Annotated in this window: 25 protein-coding genes; 4 read left to right on the top strand and 21 right to left on the bottom strand. The window is 68.9% G+C overall.

All coding sequences use genetic code 11. The features are described from left to right. The first annotated feature begins 7 nt into the window (after nt 1-7). Nucleotides 8-1,000, top strand: a complete 993-nt coding sequence (coaA, locus tag ACIHEI_RS14740; RefSeq protein WP_387644509.1) for a type I pantothenate kinase — start codon at nt 8-10, stop codon at nt 998-1,000. Between the two features lie 21 nt (nt 1,001-1,021). On the opposite strand, the gene ACIHEI_RS14735 is transcribed toward coaA, so the two are convergent. Continuing rightward, nucleotides 1,022-2,083: a glycoside hydrolase family 26 protein gene (locus tag ACIHEI_RS14735; RefSeq protein WP_396606854.1), complete on the bottom strand. Its 1,062-nt coding sequence runs from the start codon at nt 2,081-2,083 to the stop codon at nt 1,022-1,024. 31 nt (nt 2,084-2,114) lie between these two features. After that, nucleotides 2,115-3,029 (bottom strand): hypothetical protein, encoded by a 915-nt coding sequence (locus tag ACIHEI_RS14730; RefSeq protein ID WP_396606853.1) that lies wholly within the window; start codon nt 3,027-3,029, stop codon nt 2,115-2,117. Between the two features lie 376 nt (nt 3,030-3,405). Between ACIHEI_RS14730 and ACIHEI_RS14725 the strand changes: the two genes are divergently transcribed. From ACIHEI_RS14725 to ACIHEI_RS14715, 3 genes are read left to right on the top strand one after another with little or no spacing between them, the layout of a single operon-like run. Further along, nucleotides 3,406-4,866, top strand: coding sequence for a glycosyltransferase family 2 protein (locus tag ACIHEI_RS14725; RefSeq protein WP_392955849.1), 1,461 nt, complete (start codon nt 3,406-3,408; stop codon nt 4,864-4,866). Continuing rightward, nucleotides 4,863-5,873 carry a glycoside hydrolase family 26 protein gene (locus ACIHEI_RS14720; protein WP_392955843.1) on the top strand — a complete coding sequence of 337 codons (1,011 nt, stop codon included), beginning with the start codon at nt 4,863-4,865 and terminating at the stop codon, nt 5,871-5,873. Before ACIHEI_RS14725 ends, ACIHEI_RS14720 begins: the two co-directional genes overlap by 4 nt. After that, the gene (locus tag ACIHEI_RS14715; protein ID WP_396606852.1) at nt 5,873-7,621 is read left to right on the top strand and encodes an ArnT family glycosyltransferase; all 1,749 of its coding nucleotides are present in this window, start codon (nt 5,873-5,875) and stop codon (nt 7,619-7,621) included. The genes ACIHEI_RS14720 and ACIHEI_RS14715 overlap by 1 nt, the downstream gene beginning before the upstream one ends. Nucleotides 7,622-7,675: 54 nt before the next feature. On the opposite strand, the gene glmM is transcribed toward ACIHEI_RS14715, so the two are convergent. The 19 genes from glmM to rplR all read right to left on the bottom strand — a co-directional run bounded on the left by glmM (nt 7,676) and on the right by rplR (nt 22,050). Next, entirely contained in the window at nt 7,676-9,040 is a 1,365-nt protein-coding gene (gene glmM / locus ACIHEI_RS14710; RefSeq protein ID WP_392949473.1) for a phosphoglucosamine mutase, read from the bottom strand. A gap of 135 nt (nt 9,041-9,175) precedes the next feature. After that, a complete protein-coding gene (rpsI, locus tag ACIHEI_RS14705; RefSeq protein WP_387644491.1) occupies nt 9,176-9,682 on the bottom strand; it encodes a 30S ribosomal protein S9 in 507 nt (168 codons plus the stop codon). 47 nt (nt 9,683-9,729) lie between these two features. Next, on the bottom strand, nt 9,730-10,173 hold the full coding sequence (rplM, locus tag ACIHEI_RS14700) for a 50S ribosomal protein L13 (protein WP_035863497.1): 444 nt from the start codon (nt 10,171-10,173) through the stop codon (nt 9,730-9,732). Nucleotides 10,174-10,408: 235 nt separating this feature from the next. Beyond that, nucleotides 10,409-12,067 (bottom strand): ABC-F family ATP-binding cassette domain-containing protein, encoded by a 1,659-nt coding sequence (locus ACIHEI_RS14695; protein ID WP_396606851.1) that lies wholly within the window; start codon nt 12,065-12,067, stop codon nt 10,409-10,411. 146 nt (nt 12,068-12,213) lie between these two features. Continuing rightward, nucleotides 12,214-13,122 (bottom strand): tRNA pseudouridine(38-40) synthase TruA, encoded by a 909-nt coding sequence (gene truA, locus ACIHEI_RS14690; protein WP_396606964.1) that lies wholly within the window; start codon nt 13,120-13,122, stop codon nt 12,214-12,216. A 118-nt stretch (nt 13,123-13,240) separates the two neighbouring features. Continuing rightward, nucleotides 13,241-13,711: a 50S ribosomal protein L17 gene (gene rplQ, locus ACIHEI_RS14685; RefSeq protein WP_387644484.1), complete on the bottom strand. Its 471-nt coding sequence runs from the start codon at nt 13,709-13,711 to the stop codon at nt 13,241-13,243. A gap of 126 nt (nt 13,712-13,837) precedes the next feature. Next, nucleotides 13,838-14,860 carry a DNA-directed RNA polymerase subunit alpha gene (locus tag ACIHEI_RS14680; protein ID WP_030457404.1) on the bottom strand — a complete coding sequence of 341 codons (1,023 nt, stop codon included), beginning with the start codon at nt 14,858-14,860 and terminating at the stop codon, nt 13,838-13,840. Between the two features lie 144 nt (nt 14,861-15,004). Then, complete coding sequence (rpsK, locus tag ACIHEI_RS14675) at nt 15,005-15,412, bottom strand: 30S ribosomal protein S11 (protein WP_014136257.1); 408 nt, start codon at nt 15,410-15,412, stop codon at nt 15,005-15,007. A 73-nt stretch (nt 15,413-15,485) separates the two neighbouring features. After that, nucleotides 15,486-15,866, bottom strand: a complete 381-nt coding sequence (gene rpsM / locus ACIHEI_RS14670) for a 30S ribosomal protein S13 (RefSeq protein WP_387644481.1) — start codon at nt 15,864-15,866, stop codon at nt 15,486-15,488. 177 nt (nt 15,867-16,043) lie between these two features. Continuing rightward, nucleotides 16,044-16,157 carry a 50S ribosomal protein L36 gene (rpmJ, locus tag ACIHEI_RS14665; protein ID WP_003956441.1) on the bottom strand — a complete coding sequence of 38 codons (114 nt, stop codon included), beginning with the start codon at nt 16,155-16,157 and terminating at the stop codon, nt 16,044-16,046. Nucleotides 16,158-16,216: 59 nt separating this feature from the next. Beyond that, entirely contained in the window at nt 16,217-16,438 is a 222-nt protein-coding gene (infA, locus tag ACIHEI_RS14660; RefSeq protein WP_003956442.1) for a translation initiation factor IF-1, read from the bottom strand. A gap of 168 nt (nt 16,439-16,606) precedes the next feature. Continuing rightward, nucleotides 16,607-17,041, bottom strand: a complete 435-nt coding sequence (gene mscL, locus ACIHEI_RS14655) for a large conductance mechanosensitive channel protein MscL (protein ID WP_387644479.1) — start codon at nt 17,039-17,041, stop codon at nt 16,607-16,609. Between the two features lie 144 nt (nt 17,042-17,185). Continuing rightward, nucleotides 17,186-18,022, bottom strand: a complete 837-nt coding sequence (gene map, locus ACIHEI_RS14650; protein WP_387644476.1) for a type I methionyl aminopeptidase — start codon at nt 18,020-18,022, stop codon at nt 17,186-17,188. 108 nt (nt 18,023-18,130) lie between these two features. Continuing rightward, complete coding sequence (locus ACIHEI_RS14645; RefSeq protein ID WP_387644474.1) at nt 18,131-18,790, bottom strand: adenylate kinase; 660 nt, start codon at nt 18,788-18,790, stop codon at nt 18,131-18,133. Then, entirely contained in the window at nt 18,790-20,097 is a 1,308-nt protein-coding gene (gene secY / locus ACIHEI_RS14640) for a preprotein translocase subunit SecY (protein ID WP_387644473.1), read from the bottom strand. Before secY ends, ACIHEI_RS14645 begins: the two co-directional genes overlap by 1 nt. 261 nt (nt 20,098-20,358) lie before the next feature. Beyond that, the gene (gene rplO / locus ACIHEI_RS14635) at nt 20,359-20,814 is read right to left on the bottom strand and encodes a 50S ribosomal protein L15 (protein WP_387644470.1); all 456 of its coding nucleotides are present in this window, start codon (nt 20,812-20,814) and stop codon (nt 20,359-20,361) included. A 1-nt stretch (nt 20,815) separates the two neighbouring features. After that, a complete protein-coding gene (gene rpmD / locus ACIHEI_RS14630; protein ID WP_014136270.1) occupies nt 20,816-20,998 on the bottom strand; it encodes a 50S ribosomal protein L30 in 183 nt (60 codons plus the stop codon). Then, nucleotides 20,998-21,618, bottom strand: coding sequence for a 30S ribosomal protein S5 (rpsE, locus tag ACIHEI_RS14625; protein WP_043914567.1), 621 nt, complete (start codon nt 21,616-21,618; stop codon nt 20,998-21,000). The genes rpmD and rpsE overlap by 1 nt, the downstream gene beginning before the upstream one ends. A gap of 48 nt (nt 21,619-21,666) precedes the next feature. Continuing rightward, a complete protein-coding gene (gene rplR / locus ACIHEI_RS14620; protein WP_073807939.1) occupies nt 21,667-22,050 on the bottom strand; it encodes a 50S ribosomal protein L18 in 384 nt (127 codons plus the stop codon). Between the last annotated feature and the right edge of the window lie 2 nt (nt 22,051-22,052).

Below are 22,052 nucleotides of genomic sequence, written 5' to 3'. Positions count from 1 at the left end.
GCTCACAATGGACCCTGTGCTGACCGAACTCTGTACGAGGGGCGCGCCCGCCGCACCCACCCCCTCCCCGTACGTGGATCTGGACCGCGCCGAGTGGAGCGCGCTGCGCGAACGCACGCCGCTGCCGCTCACCGCCGACGAGGTCGAGCGCCTCCGCGGCCTCGGTACCGCGCTGGACCTGGACGAGGTCCGCGACGTCTACCTGCCGCTGTCGCGCCTGCTGAACCTGTACATCCACGCCACGCACGAGCTGCGCGGCGCGCTGGGCACGTTCCTGGACACCCCCGACACCGAGCGGGTGCGCACCCCGTTCATCATCGGCGTGGCCGGGTCGGTGGCGGTCGGCAAGTCCACCACGGCCCGCCTGCTGAAGGCGCTGCTCGCCCGCTGGCCCGAGCACCCGCGGGTCGAGCTGGTCACCACCGACGGCTTCCTGCTGCCCAACGCGGAACTGCGCCGGCGCGGCCTGATGGCCCGCAAGGGCTTCCCGGAGTCCTACGACCGGCGGGCGCTGATGCGCTTCGTCGCGGACGTGAAGGCCGGCAAGGAGCGGGTCACCGCCCCCGTCTACTCGCACCTGGTGTACGACATCGTGCCGGACGAGCAGCTGGTGGTGGAGCGCCCCGACATCCTGATCGTCGAGGGCCTGAACGTGCTCCAGCCGGCCCTGCCCGGCACCGACGGGCGGACCAGGATGGCGGTCGCCGACTACTTCGACTTCTCGATCTACGTCGACGCCCGCACCGACGACATCGAGGCCTGGTACCTGGACCGGTTCCGCAAGCTGCGCGAGACCGCCTTCCAGGACCCCAACTCCTATTTCCGGCGCTTCACCGAGGTGCCCGAGGAGGAGGCGATGGACTACGGCCGGCAGGTCTGGCGGACCATCAACCGGCCGAACCTGCTCGAGAACGTCCTGCCCACCCGCGGCCGGGCCACCCTGATCCTGCAGAAGGGCGCGGACCACAAGGTCCGCCGGGCGCTGCTCCGCAAGCTCTGACGCCGCGCCCCGGACGGGGTGTCAGGACGGCCGCTGCGCCACCGGCCAGGAGCGCAGCGGCAGGGTCGCCAGGCCGTCCGCGAACGCCTTGCGGGTGGCCTGGTCGGCGGCGAAGCGGTAGTCGTACCGGCCGCCCTCCTCGACGCTGTGCTCGAACCAGACGAAGCCGGGCACCTTCGGGTGCTCGGCGATCCACTCGAACATGTCGGTGATCCAGCCGGCCTTGTTCGGGTCCGGCATCGCCCCGGTCTCCGATATGAACACCGGCTTGTCGGCGATCTCCCGCAGCCGGATGTAGGTCGGGTCGAGGATCTCGGAGGCGGTGTTCTCGCCCAGGCCGTAGGCGTCCATGCCGAGCCAGTCGACGTACGCGTCGCCCGGGTAGAGCTTGTTCAGGTCGCCGGAGGCGCCGCGCAGCACGTTCGGGCTCCACAGCCATATGACGTTGTCGACCTTCTCGGCGGCGAAGATGTCGTGCACGTGCCGCCAGGCCGCCGCGTAGTCGCCCGGCTTGTTGCCGTTGGCGTTCACCGACCACGGGTACCAGTCGCCGTTCATCTCGTGCGCGAACCGCAGCACCACCGGCCAGCGCTGGTCCCGCACCCCGCGGGCGAAACGGGTGATGTAGGCGTCGAACGCGCCGTCGGCGATCCGGCGGCTCGCGTACCACGGCTGGCCGGCCTCGAACGGGGCGTCGCCGGGCTCCCAGGTGAGCATCGGCACCGCACCCTGCCGGTATATCTCCTGGACCGTCGCCGGATCGAACTCCTTGCGCCAGTCCAGGAAGTACTGCAGCATCGTGGGCCGCTTCCCGGCCGCCGCGGCGACCGCGTCGGTCTCGGCCGCCGACGGCGTCCGGTAGGTGCTCGCCCCGAAGAACACGCCGGAGGCCGCCAGCAGGTCGGCCTTGGTCGGCGGGGCGGCATCCACGGGGGTGGAGGGGGGCGAGGATTCGCTGTCCGGCGGCGCGCCGAACATCGCACCGGCCGGACCCGTGCCGTCGGACACCGTGCCCGAACAGGACACGCCGGCCATCATCAGGACCAGCGCCGCGGCGCCGCGGCACCAGGACCGGCGGTTCATCCGTCCATCCCCCCTCAGTCCCGATCGCTCGTCAGGACCCCTTGGTCAGCAACTGGTCGAAGTAGCTGTCGAGTTCCTTGCTCGAACTCTGCGCCACCGGGTCCTGGGCGCCCGCACCGCCGCTGATCGGGCCGGCCACCGTGAACACCACGTAGCGACCCTCGACCCGGTTGGTCAGCGAGCAGGCCACGTCGCGGCAGAACTCGCCCACGTTGTCCTTGCCGAACAGCGGCTGGATCTGGCCCTTCATGCCGGCGCCGACCTTGGCCGCGTCGGCCTCGCTCTTGAACACCGCGACGCCCACCGTCACCGCCGTGTTGCCGGTGAAGTAGGTGCCGCGCATCAGCTGGACGCAGCCCGCGTTGGTGAGGACGTCGCCGAGGCCCGCGCCGGTTGCCTTCCAGCACGGATTGTCGGTGGTGGTGGACTTGCGGACGTAGTTGTGCCCGCCGATGTTGAGCGACTGGTCGGCGAACAGGGCCTCGGCGGTGATCGCCGGCGGGAGCTGCTTGGTGGTCGGGGAACCGCTCCCCGACGGCTTGGCGGAGTTGGTGGGCGACACCGGGGCGGAACCCGACTGGGAGGCCACCGGATCGTTACTGGGCTTGTCGTCCTGGCTGAGCACCGCGATGGCGGCCGCGCCCGCACCGAGCACCACCACGCCGATGCCGATGCCCAGACCCGTCATCAGGCGCTTGCGGCGCACCTGCGCCTCGCGCTGGTCGGCCAGTTGCTGCCAGTCCGGCTCGAACTGCTGCTGGGCAGGCGGCGGCCCCGGATAGGGGTACTGTGTCTGCTGCTGCTGCCACGGCTGAGGCTGCTGCGGGAACGGCGGCGCGCCTTGGACCGGCGGCTGACCAGGCATCTGCTGGGGTGCGCCGAACGGCTGTTGCGGCTGGCCACCCGGAGTGTTCGGACTCTGCGGTACACCCATCCCATCGCTCATGTGCGTGAATGCTAGGGCATCTGCGGGCTTTCGGTGATGCCGCCTCCACACCCAACCGAAATGTCCCGCTTTCCCCCGCGCATCGCGGCCACCGTGATGGAAACGTCATTACGCAGCCCCGGGACGGCAAAGTCATTCGGATAAGCTCGACCGGCCGCCGGTTCGCGCCAACCGCCGTACGGGCAGGCCGAGTCAAGTCCAAAGCACGGCCACGGGGGCCCTCTTGTCCAGCAATACCGAGTCGACACGTCGCACTCAGCGTCGCGGCCCCGTCCCCGCCCAGCGCCGGCGGAAGCCCGCGGCGGCGCCGCCGCAGCTCGGGCTGCTGCCCAAACCCCCGAGCGACAGCGAGAAGTTCGCGTACGCCAAGCGCCACCTGTGGGTCCTGACGCTCAGTTCGCTGATCAGCTTCGGCTGCCTGGTTGCCAGTCAGGTCACCCTGGTGACGAGCGCGCCGTGGCTGTGGATCTACTCGCCGTTCCTGCTGTTCACCGTGGTCTACTACCTGATCTCGCTCCGGGTCACCGGCCTCAACGGCGACTTCGACCTCAAGGGCCACCGCCAACTGGTGCGCTCCTGGCGGCCGGAGGAGTACCCGACCGTCGACGTCTTCCTCCCGGTGTGCGGCGAGCCGATCGAGATCCTGCACAACACCTGGAAGCACGTCCGGGAGATGGCCGACAACTACCCCGGCCTGTGCATGCCGTACGTGCTCGACGACTCGGACAGCCCCGAACTCGAAGCCATGGCCCTCGACTTCGGCTTCCGCTACGGCACCCGGCCGAACCGCGGCTGGTTCAAGAAGGCCGGCAACCTGCACTTCGGCTTCGGCAACTCCGACGGTGAGTTCATCCTCATCCTGGACGCCGACTTCACGCCGCGCGCCGACCTGCTGGCCGAACTCCTCCCACACATGGACGCCGACCCGAAGCTCGGCATCGTGCAGTCCCCGCAGTACTTCCGGGTGCTGGACTCGCAGAGCTGGGTGGAGCGCGGCGCCGGCGCCGTCCAGGAGCTGTTCTACCGCTCCGTGCAGGTCTCCCGGCAGGCCCGGGACGGCGCGATCTGCGTCGGCAGCTGCGCCATCTACCGGCGTGCCGCGCTGGACGAGAACGGCGGCACCACGCTGATCGAGCACTCCGAGGACGTGCACACCGGCTTCGACCTCCGCCGCCTCGGCTGGGGCCTGAAGTACGTGCCGCTGGCGCTGGCCACCGGCGTCTGCCCGGACACCGCGGGCGCCTTCTACAACCAGCAGTACCGCTGGTGCTCCGGTTCGATGAGCCTGCTCGGAAGCCGCAAGTTCTGGGACACCAAGCTCCGTTGGAGCAGCCGGCTCTGCTACATGTCCGGGTTCTTCTACTACATCCACACCGCGATCTTCATCTTCCTGGCGCCGGTGATCCCGCTCGTGCTGCTGATCTGGCACCCGGAGATGTTCCTGGTCGAGCGGCTCTGGCTGGTGCTGCCCAGCCTGGTGTACACCACGGTGATCTTCCCGCTCTGGCACCGCGTCCCGTACCGCCTGGAAGCCTGGTCCTGCCGGATGATGTACGGCTGGGCACACTTCTTCGCCATCTGGGACATCCTGCGCCGCAAGCGGATGTCCTGGCAGCCGACCGGCTCCAGCACCGCCAAGAAGAACCGCACCCGCCGGCTGTGGCTGGGCCTGTCCGTCTGGGGCGGCGGCACCGCGCTCGCCTGGGTGGGCACCGCCGTGTGGCGCATCGTCACCGGATACCCGCCGGACTACGCCCTGGTGCTTGCCTCCGGGCTGTTCTACGCCCTGGTCGTCGGCCGCACCCTCCTCCAGCCCCGAAGCGAGAAGGCCGCGTGAATCCGACCTACCGAGCCAGAACCGCCACCTGCCTGCTGCTGGCAGGCCTGCTCGCCCTGCTGCCCGGCTGCACCCGCTCCGGCCCGTCCGCCGGCCACGACGCGTTCGGCCCCGGCGACACCCAGGTCGCCTCCGCCGACCCCAGCCAGGCCCCGGCCGACACGACCCCGCTGCTGCAGCCCGCGAAGAAGTACTTCGGCGTCGCCCTGGACGGCGCCCCGGCCTCCATGGACCCGGTGCAGAAGTACACCGAGATGGTCGGCAAGCAGCCCAACCTCATCGAGAACTACGCCAGTTGGGGCGACCAGTTCGACTCCACCGGCGTCCGGCTCAGCTGGCAGAACGGCGCCCTGCCGTACATCGCCTGGGAGCCCTACAAGACCCCGCTGGCCGACATCGCCAAGGGCAACTCGGACGCCTACATCAAGACGTTCGCCACCGCGGTGCAGAAGACCAACGTCCCGGTGGCGATCAGCTTCGCCCACGAGATGAACGCCCACTGGTACGACTGGGGCACCAAGACCAACAGCGCCGAGGACTTCGTCGGGGCGTGGCGCCGGATCCACGACATCTTCCAGGACCGCGGCGCGTCCAACGTCATCTGGGTGTGGAGCCCGAACATCATCAACCCGGTGAAGAGCGTCGCCCTGCAGCCGTACTACCCCGGCGACGGCTACATCGACTGGGTCGGCATGATCGGCTACTGGACCGAGTGCTGCGACAAGAACTTCGATCAGGTCTACGGGCCGACCATGGATCAGATCCGCGGCTTCAGCAGCAAACCGTTCATCATCAGCGAGACCGCCGCCGAACCCGGCAAGAAGGCCTCCTCCTTCGTCGACGAGCTGTTCAGCGGTGTGGAGAAGCACCCGGACGTCCTCGGCTTCATCTGGTTCAACATCAGCAAGCGCGCCGACTGGCGGCTGGAGAAGACGCCCAGTTCCCTGGCCGCCTTCAAGCAGCACGCCGCCGACCCGCAGTACGGCTTCGATCCGAGAAAACCCTGATGACGCAGCAGCGCGACGACGCAATCACCTCGCAGGCCCCGGCCGACCAGCAGGATCGCTACCCCGCGGAGCAGAACTTCGGCTGGTTCGGCGGGAGCCACCCGGCCGAGCCGCAGGAGCAGCAGCAGGAACCGGAGGCGGCTCCGGAGCCGAAGGCGCCCGAACCCGGCTACACCCTGCCCGACGTCCCCGACGTCGGCTGGGACCCGCTGCCGAGCAGCCGCCGCACCTGGGTCAGCCGCCTGGTCCTGCTCGGCATCCTGCTCGCCCAGGCCCTGCTGACGCTCCGTCTGAGCAACAGCGCCTTCGAGGACGAGGCGCTGTACCTTTACGCCGGCCACCTCCAGCTGCACCACCTGAACGGCGGCGCCCCGCTGCCGGACTCGTTCGCCGCGTACTTCTCCGGCTCGCCGCTGCTGTACCCGCCGCTGGCCGCCGCGTTCGACACCTGGTTCGGCCTGGCCGGAGCCCGCGGCCTGTCGCTGGGGTTCATGCTGGGCACCACCGCGCTGCTGTACATGATGACCCGCCGGCTGTTCAACGAGCGGGTCGCGCTGGTCGCAGCGGGCTGCTTCGCGGTCACCCAGTCCACCCTGTTCATGGGTGCGCTGGCCACCTACGACGCCGCCGCGCTGTTCCTGATCGCAGTGGGCGCCTGGCTCGCGGTGCGCACCGCCCGGAACGGCTGGTGGCTGAGTGCCCTGACCATCCCGCCGGTGCTGGTGCTGGCCGTCGCCGTCAAGTACGCCGCGCTGATGTACGCCCCGATCGTGGTGGCGCTGGCCTGCCTGGCCGCCGTGCCGTACCACGCCTGGCGGTCGCTGCTGCGGGCGTTCCTGATCCCGGCCGTCGCGGTCGGCGGCGCCTACACCGCGCTGCGCCTCACCGGCTCGGACATCCTCAAGGGCCTGCAGTCCACCACCACCGGCCGCGCCACCGGCCACGGCGTCCGGCTGGACATGCTCCGCGACTGCGCCGAGTGGGGCGGCCTGCTGTTCGCCCTGGCGCTGCTGGGCACCGTGCTGTACGCCCTCAAGGGCCGCATGAGCGAGGCCCCGACCATGCACGCCGTCCGGGTGCCGCGCCGGCTGTGGCGGATCCTGATGGGCCTGCTGCTGACCAGCACCGCGATGCTCGCACCGGCCTACCAGATCTGGATCCACGAGAGCGTCTCGCTGCACAAGCACATCGGCTACGGCCTGTTCTTCGCCGCCCCGATGGCCGCCCTGGGCATCACCCGCGTGGTCGGCTCGCACTTCCGGCACCCGCAGCTGGGCATCCTCGCCTGGGTCGTCCTGCTGGTCCTCGGCATGGTGCAGTCCAACAGCCTGTACCACGCCTGGCCGAACTCCACCCAGCTGATCGCCACCCTGGACCGGCAGCTGGTGCCCAACGGCCACTACCTGGTCGAGGCGAACTCGGTACCCCGCTACTACCTGCAGGACAAGGTCGAGTTCGGCCAGTGGACTTCGACGTACACCATCAGTTACCAGACCAAGGACAAGAAGGTCGTCACCGGCGAGGCGGGCTTCAAGGCCGCTCTCACCGACGGCTACTTCGACGTCGTGGTGTTCGACAAAACGGTCACCGGCGCGCTCGACGAGAAGCTCGTCAAGCAGCTGCGCGCCGAGGGCAAGTACCGCCTGCTGGTCAGCATCCCGTACCACAACACGTACGGCAGCGGCTTCTACCAGGTATGGATCCCGGTGAAGAAGAACCCTGCCGCGCAGCAGCAGCCGCAGCCGTAGGCATGTGGCGCAACAGTCGGGGGCCGGCCCAGTGGACCGGCCCCCGACGCACCGTCAGCCCAGGTGCAGGCGAACCGATTCGGCAAGGCGCTCGCAGACCGACTGGGCCTGCTCGTGGCCGACCGCTTCGACCATCACCCTGACCAGCGGCTCGGTGCCGGACTTGCGCAGCAGCACCCGGCCGGTGGTGCCGAGCTCGGCCTCCGCCTCGCCGACGGCGGCCTGGAGTTCGAGGCAGGACTCGACCCGGTCCTTGTCGACACCCTTGACGTTGATCAGCACCTGCGGCAGCCGGGTCATCACGGTGGCGAGGTCGGCCAGCGGCTGCTTGGTGGCGGCCAGCCGGGCGCCGAGCATCAGGCCGGTCAGGGTGCCGTCGCCGGTGGTGGCGTGGTCCAGCAGGATCACGTGGCCGGACTGCTCGCCGCCGAGCGCGAAGCCGTGCTGCTTCATCTCCTCCAGCACGTACCGGTCGCCGACCGCGGTCTGCACCAGCTCGATGCCCTCGCGTTCCATCGCCAGCTTGAAGCCGAGGTTGGACATCACGGTGGCCACCGCGGTGTTGCGGCGCAGCGTGCCCGCTTCCTTCATGGCGACCGCGAGGATCGCCAGAATCTGGTCGCCGTCGACCTCGTTGCCCTCGGCGTCGGCGGCCAGGCAGCGGTCCGCGTCGCCGTCCAGGGCGATGCCCAGGTCGGCCTGGTGCTCCTTCATCGCGACGCGCAGCTTGTCCAGGTGGGTGGAGCCGACGCCGTCGTTGATGTTCAGGCCGGTCGGCTCGGTGCCCAGGGTGTACACCACCTCGGCGCCGGCGCGGGCGAACGCCTCCGGGGCGACCCGGGCGGCCGCGCCGTGCGCGCCGTCGATGACGACCTTCACGCCGTCCAGCCGGTTCGGCAGCACCGCGACGAGGTGCGCCACGTACCGGTCGAAGCCCTCGTTGTACTGGCGGACCCGGCCCACCGCGGCGCCGGTCGGCCGCTCCCAGGTCTCGTCACCGACGCCGTAGCGGCGGTAGTGCGCCTCGATCGCGTCCTCGATGGCGTCGTCCAGCTTGTGGCCGCCGCGGGCGAGGAACTTGATGCCGTTGTCGGGCATCGCGTTGTGGCTGGCGGAGAGCATCACGCCGAAGTCCGCGCCGAGCGCGCCGGTCAGGTACGCGACCGCCGGGGTGGGCAGCACGCCGACCCGCAGCACGTCGACGCCGGCGCTGGCCAGGCCGGCGATGACGGCGGCCTCCAGGAACTCTCCGGACGCGCGGGGGTCACGGCCGACCACGGCGACCGGCCGGTGCCCCTCGAACGCGTTCGCGTCGCCGAGCACATGGGCGGCGGCCACTGACAGGCCGAGCGCCAGTTCCGCGGTCAGGCCCACATTGGCCACCCCGCGCACCCCGTCCGTACCGAAGAGTCGTGCCATGTTCGCGTTCGTCCCGTCCTGTCAGCGCCTTGCGGCTCGGTTGGTACCAGCCCCCGCGGACCCCGCACGAGTCCGGGAGGCACAACGCCCCGGAGCACGAAGTGCTCCGGGGCGAGGATCGCATGCAGGGTGCGATTAGCGCTTGCTGTACTGCGGCGCCTTGCGGGCCTTCTTCAGACCGGCCTTCTTGCGCTCGACGGCGCGAGAGTCACGGGTCAGGAAGCCGGCCTTCTTCAGCGGGCCGCGGTTGTTGTCCACGTCCGCCTCGTTCAGCGCACGGGCCACGCCGAGGCGCAGCGCGTAGGCCTGACCGGAGACGCCGCCACCCGAGATGCGGGCGACAACGTCGTAACGGCCGTCCAGCTCGAGGAGCTTGAAGGGCTCGTTCACGGTCTGCTGGTGCACCTTGTTGGGGAAGTAGTTCTCCAGGGTGCGACCGTTGATCTTCCACTGGCCGGTGCCGGGGACGATGCGCACGCGGGCGATCGCCTCCTTGCGGCGGCCGAGGCCGGCGCCGGGGACGGCCTCGCCGAAGCGGCCGGCCAGCGACTCGGTGGTGTACTCGGACTCGGTGGTGTACTCGTCGACGTTCTCGTCGTCGAATTCGACCTCGAGGGTGGTCTCGGTGACAGTCTCGGCCACGGTGTTCCTCAGCTCTTCTACGTCAGTTGGGGTGTGGGTGGCCGGAATTACTGCGCGACCTGGGAGATCTCGAACGGCACCGGCTGCTGCGCAGCGTGCGGGTGCTGGTCGCCCGAGTAGACCTTCAGCTTCGAGAGCATCTGACGGCCGAGGCTGTTCTTCGGAACCATGCCCTTGATGGCCTTCTCGACGGCCTTCTCCGGGTTGTTCGCCAGCAGGTCGTCGTAGCGCACCGAGCGGAGACCGCCCGGGAAGCCGCTGTGACGGTAGGCGAGCTTCTGGGTCTTCTTGTTGCCCGAGAGGTGCACCTTGTCGGCGTTGATGATGATGACGAAGTCACCAGTGTCAACGTGCGGCGCGTAGATCGCCTTGTGCTTGCCCCGCAGGAGGTTGGCGGCCTGGGAGGCCAGGCGGCCGAGCACGACGTCGGTCGCGTCGATGACGTGCCACTGACGCTGGACGTCGCCGGGCTTGGGGCTGTACGTACGCACGGTCGTAGCCTTCGCTTTTCAGTGAGTGGGTCCTGACAGGAGCACACAGGACCCGGGGCCTCCAGCCAACCGTCCCGGACGCAATTCGGGCATTGGCCACTGGAGTTCGGCCTGTGGTGTCTCCGGCGTACCGACCTCTCACGTGAGATAGAGCGAGCCAATACGCACAACAGCAGCCAACAATACCGGGCCGGGGGCACTGACTCCAAACCGGCCCGGCATCGCCGCCGCGGAATCAGCGGTCCCGGACGACCCGGGCCTCGTCCCAGACCGGCTCGGGCGACTCGTAGACCCGGCCGTCCGAACCGAACACCAGGAACCGGTCGAAGGTCCGGGCGAACCAGCGGTCGTGGGTGACGCACAGCACCGTGCCGTCGAACGCCTCCAGGCCCTGCTGCAGCGCCTCCGCGCTCTCCAGGTCCAGGTTGTCGGTCGGCTCGTCCAGCAGCAGCGCCGTCACGCCCGACAGCTCCAGCTTGAGGATCATCAGCCGGGCCTGCTGCCCGCCGGACAGCGACTCGAACTTCTGCTCCTCCTGCCGGTCCAGCTCGTAGCGGCGCAGCGCCGACATCGCGGCGCCGCGGGACAGCGCGTGCTCCTCCTCGACGATCGCCCGCACCGTGCGGCCCAGCAGCTCCGGGTGCGCGTGGGTCTGCCGGAAGTGCCCCGGCACCACCCGGGCGCCGAGCTTCCAGGTGCCGCCGTGCTTCACCGACTCGTCGCCGGCCAGCAGCCGCAGGAAGTGCGACTTGCCGGAGCCGTTCGAGCCCAGCACGCCGACCCGCTCGCCGTAGAAGACCTCCAGGTCGAACGGCTTCATCAGCCCGGTCAGCTCCAGGCCCTGCATGGTGAACGCCCGCACGCCGGTGCGGCCGCCCTTCAGCCGCATGCTGATGGACTGCTCGCGCGGCGGCGCCTCCGGCGGTCCCGCGTCCTCGAACTTCTTCAGCCTGGTCTGCGCGGCCGCGTACCGGGACGCCATCTCGTGGCTGACCGCCGCCGCCTGCCGCAGCGTCACCACCAGCTTCTTCAGCTTGGCGTGCTCCTCGTCCCACCGGCGGCGCAGCTCCTCGAACCGCTCGAACCGGGCCTTGCGCGCCTCGTGGAAGGTGTCGAAGCCGCCACCGTGCACCCACACGCTGGAGCCGGCCGCGCCGGACTCCACCGCGATGATCTTCTCGGCGGTACGGGAGAGCAGCTCGCGGTCGTGCGAGATGTACAGCACCGTCTTGTTGGTGGCCCGGATCGCCTCTTCCAGCCAGCGCTTGCCCGGCACGTCCAGGTAGTTGTCCGGCTCGTCCAGCAGCAGCACCTCGTCCGGGCCGCGCAGCAGCGCTTCCAGCACCAGCCGCTTCTGCTCGCCGCCGGACAGCGTGTTCAGACCCCGCCACTGCGCGCGGTCGAACGACATGCCGAGCGCGGCCATGGTGCAGACGTCCCAGTCGGCCTCGTACTCGTAGCCGCCGGCGTCCGACCAGTCGGAGAGCGCCTGCGCGTACGCCATCTGCGACTTCTCGTCGTCCTGCGCGATCATCGCCAGCTCGGCGGCGTCCACCCGGCGGGCGGCGTCCGCGATCCGCTTCGGCGCGACCGAGACCAGCAGGTCCCGCACCGAGGCGTCGGCGGCCAGCGCACCCGGGGTGTCCTTCGCGTCCTCCCGGCCGGTGGTACCGACGAACTGGCGCATCACGCCCAGCCCGCCGCTCACCGTCACCGAGCCGCCGTGCGGCTGCACATCCCCCGCGATCATGCGCAGCAGCGTGGTCTTCCCCGCGCCGTTCGCGCCGACCAGCGCCACGGCCGCGCCCTCGCCGACGCGGAAGGACGCGTCGTCGAACAGCACCCGCCCGTCCGGCAGGTAGTACTCCAGGTGCGAGATCTCGACGTGTCCCATGCCACGGAATTGTGCCAAGCCCTCGCCGGGCGACAAAACGGATTACCTGTCACCCCCCGAGTACCCGCGCCCCGTCGGGGGCGCGTGGGGGCACCTCCCAGCCCGCCAAGGGCTGGGGGAGAACTGCGCGAAGCGGGAGGGCACCCTCAGTCGGATCCGCCCGACGCAGCTGCCGTGGCACCCTCGGCGGCATCCCCGCCCAGAGTCCGAAGCCGCCGCGAAACCCGATTCCGCTCCGCCAGCAGCGAGTCCTCCGGGTACCCGACCTCCTCCAGCGTCAGCCCGTGCGGCCGGATGACGTTCACCGCCGAGTTCCGCACCCCGCCGGCCAGCACCTCGCCCGGGAACTCCACCGGCCGGTGCCCGTCGCCGACCAGCAGCATCGCGCCGACCAGCGCGCGCACCATGTTGTGGCAGAACGCGTCCGCCCGCACCGTCGCCACCGCCAGCGAGCCCTCCTGGGCGGCGTACGGGTCGATCTGCACCCGCTCCCAGTGGACTTCCAGCAGGGTGCGGATGGTCGTCGCGCCCTCGCGCTTCTTGCAGTAGGCGGCGAAGTCGTGCTCGCCGACGAGCAGCTTCGCGGCGGCGTTCATCTTCTCCACGTCCAGCGGCCGGTCGTGCCACAGCACGTGCCCGCGCAGCATCGGGTCGACCCCGCCCTGGTGGTCGGCGACCCGGTACGCGTACCGCCGCCAGATCGCGGCGAACCGCGCGTCGAACCCGTGCGGTGCCTCGGAGAGCCGGTACACCCGGACGTCGGCCGGCAGCCGCCCGGCGAGCCTGCGCAGCAGCTTCTCGCCGTGCTGGGCCCACAGCTCGTCCGGCAGGTCGACGTGCGCGACCTGCCCGCGCGCGTGCACCCCCGCGTCGGTCCGCCCGGCCACGGTCAGCGGGAAGTTCTCTTCGCTCCGCAGCACGATCCGCAGTGCGTCTTCGAGCTCGCCCTGCACGGTGCGCCGTCCGCGCTGCCGGGCCCAGCCGGAGAACTCCGCGCCGTGGTACGCCAGATCCAGCCTGATCCGGGTGTGCCCGTCGGCCGGGCCGTCCTTCACCGGCGGCTGCTCCGCGCAGTCGTTCACCACTCCAACTCCCCTGTCTCGCTGCTGAGATGCGAACGGGCCCGCTCCCCCGTCGGACGGGAGAGCGGGCCCGGTCACGGACCTAGGAGGCTCAGGCCTCGGTGGTCTCGGCCTCGTCGGCCTTGGCCTCGGCGGCCTGGTCGGCCTCCTTGACGGCGCGCTTGGCAGCGGCCTCGGCCTCGGCGACGGTCGCCTTGGTGGCGATCTCGCCCTCGACCAGCTCGATCACGGCCATCGGGGCGTTGTCGCCACGACGGGTGCCGATCTTGGTGATGCGGGTGTAACCGCCGGGGCGGTTCTCGAACCGCGGGGCGATCTCGGTGAAGAGGGTGTGCAGGACCGACACGTCGGTGATGGTCTTGCGCACCAGGCGACGGTTGTGGATGTCGCCCTTCTTCGCCTTGGTGATCAGCTTCTCCGCCAGCGGGCGCAGGCGACGGGCCTTGGCCTCGGTGGTGGTGATGCGGCCGTACTGGAACAGCTCGCGGGCCAGGCCGGCCAGCAGCAGCGGCTCGTGGTGCGGGCCGCCGCCGAGGCGGGCGCCCTTGGTGGGACGGGGCATGTTCAGCTCCTTGAATCTCCGACTGCGGCCGTACCAGGTACCGCAGCGGGCGTACGGACACCGCGTCCGCACGACTTTTCATGGTGCCGGGGGCGGTTCACTGGGAACCACCCCCGGTGCCAAAACTCAGTACTGCTCGGTCTCCGCGTAGCCCTGGTCGTCCAGGTCGTCGGCGCCGAAGGCGTCGGCGGCAGCGGTCGGGTCGAATCCGGGCGGGCTGTCCTTGAGGGCCAGGCCCATGCCGGCCAGCTTCGCCTTGACCTCGTCGATCGACTTCGCACCGAAGTTGCGGATGTCGAGCAGGTCGGCCTCCGAGCGGGCAACGAGCTCACCCACGGTGTGGATGCCCTCGCGCTTGAGGCAGTTGTAGGAGCGGACCGTGAGCTCCAGCTCCTCGATCGGCAGCGCCAGGTCCGCGGCCAGGGCGGCGTCCGTCGGGGACGGACCCATGTCGATGCCCTCGGCGTCGACGTTCAGCTCGCGGGCCAGGCCGAACAGCTCGACCAGGGTCTTACCGGCCGACGCCATGGCGTCGCGCGGACGCATGGCGGGCTTGGTCTCGACGTCGACGATCAGCTTGTCGAAGTCGGTGCGCTGCTCGACACGGGTGGCCTCGACCTTGTAGGTGACCTTCAGCACGGGGCTGTAGATCGAGTCGACCGGGATGCGGCCGATCTCCTGGCCGGAAGCCTTGTTCTGCACGGCGGAGACGTAGCCGCGACCGCGCTCGACGGTCAGCTCCATCTCCAGCTTGCCCTTGCCGTTCAGGGTGGCGAGGACCAGCTCGGGGTTGTGCACCTCGACACCGGCCGGGGGCGCGATGTCGGCGGCGGTGACCACACCCGGGCCCTGCTTGCGCAGGTACATCACGACCGGCTCGTCGTGCTCCGAGGAGACGACCAGCTGCTTGATGTTCAGGATGAGGTCGGTGACGTCCTCCTTGACGCCCGGCACGGTGGTGAACTCGTGCAGGACACCGTCGATGCGGATGCTGGTGACAGCGGCACCCGGGATCGAGGAGAGGAGCGTGCGACGGAGCGAGTTGCCGAGGGTGTAGCCGAAGCCCGGCTCCAGCGGCTCGATGACGAACCGCGAGCGGAACTCGTCGACAACCTCTTCGGTCAGCGAAGGACGCTGAGCGATAAGCATGTTCTGGATCCTCCAGTTGTCTTCGGCACCCACTATTTGATGCCGATGGAGTCAAGCGTACGGGGTCCCGTTGAAAACGGGACCCCGTACCAGGTTTAAGACACTACCCACGTGCCCGAATCGCCCCCGGAGGGACGACACGGATCAAACGCGGCGGCGCTTCGGCGGACGGCAGCCGTTGTGCGGGGTGGGGGTGACGTCCTGGATCGAGCCGACCTCCAGGCCGGTGGCCTGGAGCGAACGGATCGCGGTCTCGCGGCCGGAGCCCGGACCCTTGACGAAGACGTCGACCTTGCGCATGCCGTGCTCCTGCGCGCGACGGGCAGCAGCCTCGGCGGCCATCTGCGCGGCGAACGGGGTGGACTTGCGCGAGCCCTTGAAACCGACGTGGCCGGCGGAGGCCCAGGAGATCACGTTGCCCGAGGGGTCGGTGATCGAAACGATGGTGTTGTTGAACGTGCTCTTGATGTGGGCGTGCCCGTGAGCGACGTTCTTCTTCTCCTTGCGGCGGATCTTCTTCGCGCCGGCAGCCTGACGACCCTTGGGGGGCATAAGTCTGTTCTCCTACTGAGGTGGTCGGTCCGCTATCCCGCGGGCCGGAGGGATGTCCGGTTGACGGGACGGACTACTTCTTGCCCGGCTTCTTCTTACCGGCGATCGCGCGACGCGGGCCCTTGCGGGTACGCGCGTTGGTGTGGGTGCGCTGACCGCGGACCGGCAGGCCACGGCGGTGACGCAGGCCCTCGTAGCAGCCGATCTCGACCTTGCGGCGGATGTCGGCGGCGACGGCGCGGCGGAGGTCACCCTCGACCTCGAAGTTCGCGTCGATGAACTTCTGCAGCTTGACGAGGTCTTCCTCGGTGATGTCGCGGACGCGGACGTCCGGGCTCACACCGGTCTCGACCAGCGTCTGCTGGGCGCGGGTACGGCCGATGCCGTAGACGTAGGTGAGGGCGATCTCGATCCGCTTTTCGCGGGGGAGATCAACGCCGGCGAGGCGTGCCATTGATGGCTCCTGTGGTTCTTCAGAGGTCTGACGAGCCGCCTACTCGCTGTCTCTCGACAGGGAGCCCCGGCCTCTGACCGGGGGTGGCAGTCCGTCCTGTTCGGACGGATCGGGCGGCCCGCGTATGACGTTGATGCGCGTCGCGCGAAGGTACTACGAGAAATGCTGGGGGGTGACTCAGCCCTGGCGCTGCTTGTGGCGCAGGTTGTCGCAGATCACCATGACCCGGCCGTGACGGCGGATCACCTTGCACTTGTCGCAGATCTTCTTGACGCTCGGCTTGACCTTCATGATCCAGGTTCTCCGGGGTCTCGATCTGGCAAGCCCCTCGTCAGGACGAGGGGTTGTTCCTACTTGTAGCGGTAGACGATCCGGCCGCGGGTCAGGTCGTAGGGGCTGAGCTCCACCACGACCCGGTCATCCGGAAGGATGCGGATGTAGTGCATGCGCATCTTGCCGCTGATGTGCGCGAGGACCTTGTGACCGTTCTGCAGCTCGACCTTGAACATCGCGTTCGGAAGAGACTCGATCACGGTGCCCTCGATCTCAATGGCGCCTTGCTTCTTAGCCATGAACTGCGAGATCCACCCTTCGGGTCCGGCTACCGTATGCGGAACGCTCGTGCGAACCAGGCTTCACCTCCACCCGGGAGAGACCTCCTGGGCTGAGGGCGTGCCGAAACACGCTACGAGAGAGCCGACGCACCATCGTAAACCAGGCACCACGTCGACGCGAAATTCTCAGCCCTTGGCCATCACCTGGATGGGCACCACCGGCTCCACCACGGCGGTGCACGCCGAGCAGCGGCGGGCCGCCTCGGGGATCTCGGTCAGGCACTCGGGGCACGGCCGCTTGGGCGTGGCGGGCTTCTTCGGCATGTACCGGGCGGTGGCCTTGGAGACCGGCAGCACCACGCAGAAGTACAGCACCGCGGCGGTCAGGACGAACGCGATCAGCACGTTCAGGAACTGGCCGTACGGGAAGGTCACGCCGGCCACCGTGGCCTTGTACGCGCTGAAGTCGCCGGCCGCGCCGACCACCACTCCGAGCACCGGGGTGAGGAACGCGGTCACGAAGCCGGTCACGACTCCGGTGAACGCGGCACCGATGACCACACCGACGGCCATGTCGATGACGTTGCCGCGCATCATGAAGTCGCGGAAGCCCTTGAGCACTGTCTCTCCTGGGGTAGCTGCTACGGGTACCAGCTGACGAAAATAGGACAAGAGGCCCGGGGGTCAAAACCCCCGGGCCTCGATCAGCCACTTTGAGACATGTCCCTCAAACCGCCGGCTGCCGCGCGTGCCGCCCCTGCGGGATCAGCCCAGCGGGTCCGGCGCCGCGGTGACGCCCAGCTTGGCCAGCTCCGCCTTGCCGCCGTCGAACGCGGTCAGCACCAGCGGGCCCTGCTCGGTGATGGCCACCGAGTGCTCCCAGTGCGAGGCCCAGGTGCCGTCGGTGGTGACGACCGTCCAGTCGTCGTCCAGGATCGCCGTGTGCGGGGTGCCGAGCGAGACCATCGGCTCGATCGCCAGCACCGTGCCGGGCACCAGCTTCGGGCCCTTGCCGCGGCCGGCCACGTAGTTCAGCACGTGCGGCTCCATGTGCATGGCGGTGCCGATGCCGTGGCCGCCGTAACCCTCGGTGATGCCCCACTTGCCCTTCGGCGGCAGCGGCTGGCGCCGGATGAAGCCCTCGATCGCCCGGGAGACGTCGACCAGGCGGTTGCCCTTCTTCATCTGGGCGATGCCGGCCCACATCGAGCCCTCGGTGACCTTCGACAGCATCACGTTCTCGTCGGCGGTCTCGCCGACCGCGACGGTGATCGCCGCGTCGCCGTGCCAGCCGTCCAGGATCGCGCCGCAGTCGATCGAGATCAGGTCGCCGGCCTTCAGCACCTTGTCGCCGGGGATGCCGTGCACGACCTCCTCGTTCACCGAGGCGCAGATCACGCCCGGGAACCACAGGCCGCCGTGGTCGGCCCGGAAGTTCGAGGTGGCGCCGTGCTTGGCGATGACCTGGTCGGCGATGTCGTTCAGCTCGCCGGTGGTCACCCCCGGGACGACCGCCTCGCGGCACGCCTTCAGGGCCTCGGCGACGACCAGCCCGGCCGCCCGCATCTTGGCGATCTGCTCGGGGGTCTTGATCTCCACCATCTGGTCAACGCCTTCCACGTTCTGATTTCTGACTGCCTTCCACCGTACGACGCCGAGACGGCCGGGCCGCCCGCTTCGGGCGACCCGGCCGTCTCACTGGCACGTGGCTCAGGCGTTCTTGTTCTTCTCCAGGGCGGCGACCGCGCGCTCGGTCACCTCGTCCACCTTGCCGAGGGCGGAGATGGTGACCAGCAGGCCCTGCTCCTGGTAGTAGCCGATGATCGGCTCGGTCTTGGAGTGGTACTCCTCCAACCGGACCCGCACGGCTTCCTCGGTGTCGTCCGAGCGCTGGTACAGCTCGCCGCCGCACTCGTCGCAGACGCCCTCGGTCTTCGGCGGGTTGTACGCCACGTGGAAGACGTGGGCGCCGTTCTTGCGGCACAGCCGACGACCGGCGATCCGCTTGACGACCTCGTCCTCGGGGACCTCAAGGTCCAGCACGCCGTCCAGCGCGATGCCCTGCTCGGTCAGGAAGGCGTCCAGCGCCTCCGCCTGACCGAGGTTGCGCGGGAACCCGTCCAGCAGGAAGCCGTTGGCGGCGTCCTCCTGGAGCATGCGGTCCTTGGCCATCCCGATGGTGACCTCGTCGGGCACCAGGCGCCCGGCGTCCATGTATGCCTTCGCCTCGACACCCAGCGGGGTGCCCTGGCTGATGTTGGCACGGAACAGGTCACCCGTGGAGATGTGGGGAATGGACAGGGTCTTGGCCAGAACGTGCGCCTGAGTACCCTTCCCGGCCCCGGGGGGTCCGACGAGGACGATACGCATCAGCGGAGGAACCCTTCGTAATTACGCTGCTGGAGCTGGCTCTCGATCTGCTTCACAGTTTCGAGTCCGACGCCGACGACGATGAGCACGGAAGTGCCGCCGAACGGGAAGTTGGTCTGCTGCCCGAAGGCGACGAGGGCGACCATCGGGATCAACGCGATCAGGCCCAGGTACAGCGAACCCGGCCACGTGATGCGGGTGAGCACGTAGTTCAGGTACTCGGCCGTCGGTCGGCCGGCCCGGATGCCCGGGATGAACCCACCATACTTCTTCATATTGTCGGCAACTTCTTCGGGGTTGAAGGAGATGGCGACGTAGAAGAACGCGAAGAACACGATCAGCACGAAGTAGGTGGCCATGTAGATCGGGTGGTCACCCTTGATGAAGTGGTTCTTGATCCAAATCGCCCAGCCCGCCTGCGAGTTGGTCAGCTGCACCACCAGCGCCGGGATGTACAGCAGCGAGGAGGCGAAGATGACCGGGATCACACCGGCCTGGTTGACCTTCAGCGGGATGTAGGTCGACGTACCACCGAACGACCGGCGGCCGACCATCCGCTTCGCGTACTGGACCGGGATCCGGCGCTGGGCCTGCTCGACGAAGATGACCAGGCAGACCACGATGATGCCGACCAGGATGACCGCGGCGAACTCGCCCCAGCCGTCCAGCAGCTTGCCGGAGCCCTTGATGGCCCACATCGAGCCGGGGAAGCCGGCCGCGATCGAGGTGAAGATCAGGATGGACATGCCGTTGCCGATACCGCGGTCGGTGATCAGCTCACCCAGCCACATGATCACCGTGGTGCCGGCGGTCATGATGATCACCATGGTGGCGATCCGGAAGATCGACTGGTCCGGAACGATGTTCTGACCCTGCGGGCAGCCGGAGAACAGCGCGCCGCTGGACGCGGTCGCGAGAATGCCGGTGCCCTGCAGCACCGCGAGCGCGATGGTCAGGTAACGGGTGTACTGGGTGATCTTCGCCTGGCCGGACTGCCCCTCCTTCTTCAGGGCCTCCAGCCGCGGGATGACCACGGTGAGCAGCTGCAGGATGATGCTGGCCGTGATGTACGGCATGATGCCGAGCGCGAAGATGGTCAACTGCAGCAGCGCGTTGCCACTGAACAGGTTGACCAGCCCGAACAGGCCCTCCTTCTGGCCTGCCACGCACGCGTGAACGGCCTCGAAGTTGATTCCGGGCATCGGAATGTGGGCGCCCAGCCGGAACAGCACCATGATGCCCAGCGTGAACAGCAGCTTCTTGCGCAGGTCGGGCGTCTGGAACGCCCGCGCGAACGCACTGAGCACGGTGCCTCCTGCGCCTCCCGCGCGTCGTCGGCGGAAGGGTCGGTCCTGATGTGGGGTAAGGGAACTTCACGGACTCTAACAGTGCCCGGGTGCTCGACAGAAGCGCGCACTGCCGCTCCCCCACGCATGGGGTACGGCTTGCCCGGGTTTGACACACAAATACAGCACAGCTGTTCAAGCCGGAACGAAGCCGGGCCCCGCCCCCTCTTTCTCAAGAGGAGTGCGGGGCCCGGTTTCTGTCCGTGCGTCAGATCAGCGACGTCACAGCAGCTCGGTGACCGAGCCGCCCGCGGCGGTGATCTTCTCGGTGGCGGAGCCGGAGACGGCGTCAACCGTCACCTGCAGCGCAACCGCGATGTCGCCCTGGCCGAGAACCTTGACGAGCTCGTTCTTGCGAACGGCGCCCTTCGCGACCAGGTCGGCGACGGTGACCTCGCCACCGTTCGGGTAGAGCTCGGCCAGGCGGTCCAGGTTCACGACCTGGAACTGCTTGTGGGCCGGGTTCTTGAAGCCCTTCAGCTTCGGCAGGCGCATGTGGAGGGGCATCTGGCCACCCTCGAAGCGCTGCGGAACCTGGTAGCGGGCCTTGGTGCCCTTGGTACCACGACCTGCGGTCTTACCCTTGGAGCCCTCACCACGACCGACGCGGATCTTGTCGGTCTTGGCGCCGGGCGCCGGACGCAGGTTGTGGATCTTGATGGGGGAGTTGTCCGCCATTTCAGTCCACCTCCTCGACCGTGACCAGGTGGCGAACGGTGTGGACCATGCCGCGGATCTCCGGGCGGTCCTCCTTCACCACGGTGTCGTTCAGCCGCTTCAGGCCGAGCGAACGGAGGGTGTCACGGTGGTTCTGCTTGCTACCGATGTACGACTTGGTCTGGGTGACCTTCAGGCGAGCCATCAGGCGCTCACCCCAGCCGCACGGGCCCGGAGCAGCGCGGCCGGGGCCACGTCCTCCAGGGGCAGGCCACGACGGGCGGCGATCTCCTCGGGGCGCACGAGGCCCTTCAGAGCAGCCACGGTGGCGTGCACGATGTTGATCGCGTTGTCCGAGCCGAGCGACTTCGACAGGATGTCGTGAACGCCGGCGCACTCCAGGACGGCACGCACCGGGCCACCGGCGATAACACCGGTACCGGGGGACGCCGGCTTCAGCAGCACGACGCCGGCGGCCTTCTCGCCCTGGATCGGGTGCGGGATGGTGCCCTGGATACGGGGGACCTTGAAGAAGTTCTTCTTGGCCTCCTCAACACCCTTGGCGATGGCGGCCGGAACCTCCTTCGCCTTGCCGTAGCCGACACCAACGGTGCCGTCACCGTCGCCCACCACGACCAGCGCGGTGAAGCTGAAACGACGACCACCCTTGACAACCTTGGCGACACGGTTGATCGCGACGACGCGCTCGACGTAAGCAGTCTTCTCGGCGACCGGGGCGCCGCCCCGCTCGTCACGCTTACGGTCGCGCCGCTCGCCACCCGTGCCGCGACCGGCGCCGCCTTCGCGGCGCTGGGGTCCAGCCATTGGAATTACCTCTCTCGTTTACGTCCGCCGACAGAGTCGACGAGCGGCTTAGAAGTCGAGCCCGGCCTCGCGAGCCGCGTCCGCCAGAGCGGCGATGCGGCCGGCGTACCGGTTGCCCGCGCGGTCGAAGACGACCGACTCGACGCCGGCAGCCTTGGCGCGCTCGGCGACCAGGCTTCCGACCTTCTTGGCCAGCTCGGTCTTGTCGCCCTCGGCGCCCTTGATGGACACGTCGAGGGTGGACGCCGACGCCAGGGTGTGACCCTTGGCGTCGTCGATGACCTGGGCGACCATGTGGCGGTTCGAACGCGTCACGACGAGGCGCGGACGCACCTCGGTGCCGACGACGCGCTTACGAACGCGAATGGCGCGGCGCTTGCGGGCGGCGTTCTTGTAGGCGTTGCCCTTGCCGATCTTGACAGAGACGCTCATCG

The sequence above is a fragment of the Kitasatospora sp. NPDC051984 genome (assembly GCF_044593455.1).
In the GTDB taxonomy this organism is placed as follows: Bacteria; Actinomycetota; Actinomycetes; order Streptomycetales; family Streptomycetaceae; genus Kitasatospora.
This window is presented reverse-complemented; position numbering and strand designations above follow the sequence as displayed.

Excerpts from the sequence above, each read along its gene's own strand:
- ACIHEI_RS14645 (WP_387644474.1), bottom strand. The coding sequence starts at position 18,790 with ATGCGTATCGTCCTCGTCGGACCCCCCGGGGCCGGGAAGGGTACTCAG.
- rplO (WP_387644470.1), bottom strand. The coding sequence starts at position 20,814 with ATGGCGGACAACTCCCCCATCAAGATCCACAACCTGCGTCCGGCGCCC.
- rpsE (WP_043914567.1), bottom strand. The coding sequence starts at position 21,618 with ATGGCTGGACCCCAGCGCCGCGAAGGCGGCGCCGGTCGCGGCACGGGT.
- rpmD (WP_014136270.1), bottom strand. The coding sequence starts at position 20,998 with ATGGCTCGCCTGAAGGTCACCCAGACCAAGTCGTACATCGGTAGCAAG.
- rplR (WP_073807939.1), bottom strand. The coding sequence starts at position 22,050 with ATGAGCGTCTCTGTCAAGATCGGCAAGGGCAACGCCTACAAGAACGCC.
- ACIHEI_RS14735 (WP_396606854.1), bottom strand. The coding sequence starts at position 2,083 with ATGAACCGCCGGTCCTGGTGCCGCGGCGCCGCGGCGCTGGTCCTGATG.
- infA (WP_003956442.1), bottom strand. The coding sequence starts at position 16,438 with ATGGCTAAGAAGCAAGGCGCCATTGAGATCGAGGGCACCGTGATCGAG.
- rpmJ (WP_003956441.1), bottom strand. The coding sequence starts at position 16,157 with ATGAAGGTCAAGCCGAGCGTCAAGAAGATCTGCGACAAGTGCAAGGTG.
- coaA (WP_387644509.1), top strand. The coding sequence starts at position 8 with ATGGACCCTGTGCTGACCGAACTCTGTACGAGGGGCGCGCCCGCCGCA.
- rpsK (WP_014136257.1), bottom strand. The coding sequence starts at position 15,412 with ATGCCCCCCAAGGGTCGTCAGGCTGCCGGCGCGAAGAAGATCCGCCGC.
- ACIHEI_RS14730 (WP_396606853.1), bottom strand. The coding sequence starts at position 3,029 with ATGAGCGATGGGATGGGTGTACCGCAGAGTCCGAACACTCCGGGTGGC.
- ACIHEI_RS14695 (WP_396606851.1), bottom strand. The coding sequence starts at position 12,067 with ATGGGACACGTCGAGATCTCGCACCTGGAGTACTACCTGCCGGACGGG.
- glmM (WP_392949473.1), bottom strand. The coding sequence starts at position 9,040 with ATGGCACGACTCTTCGGTACGGACGGGGTGCGCGGGGTGGCCAATGTG.
- rplQ (WP_387644484.1), bottom strand. The coding sequence starts at position 13,711 with ATGCCCCGTCCCACCAAGGGCGCCCGCCTCGGCGGCGGCCCGCACCAC.
- map (WP_387644476.1), bottom strand. The coding sequence starts at position 18,022 with ATGGTGGAGATCAAGACCCCCGAGCAGATCGCCAAGATGCGGGCGGCC.
- rpsM (WP_387644481.1), bottom strand. The coding sequence starts at position 15,866 with ATGGCACGCCTCGCCGGCGTTGATCTCCCCCGCGAAAAGCGGATCGAG.
- ACIHEI_RS14680 (WP_030457404.1), bottom strand. The coding sequence starts at position 14,860 with ATGCTTATCGCTCAGCGTCCTTCGCTGACCGAAGAGGTTGTCGACGAG.
- ACIHEI_RS14715 (WP_396606852.1), top strand. The coding sequence starts at position 5,873 with ATGACGCAGCAGCGCGACGACGCAATCACCTCGCAGGCCCCGGCCGAC.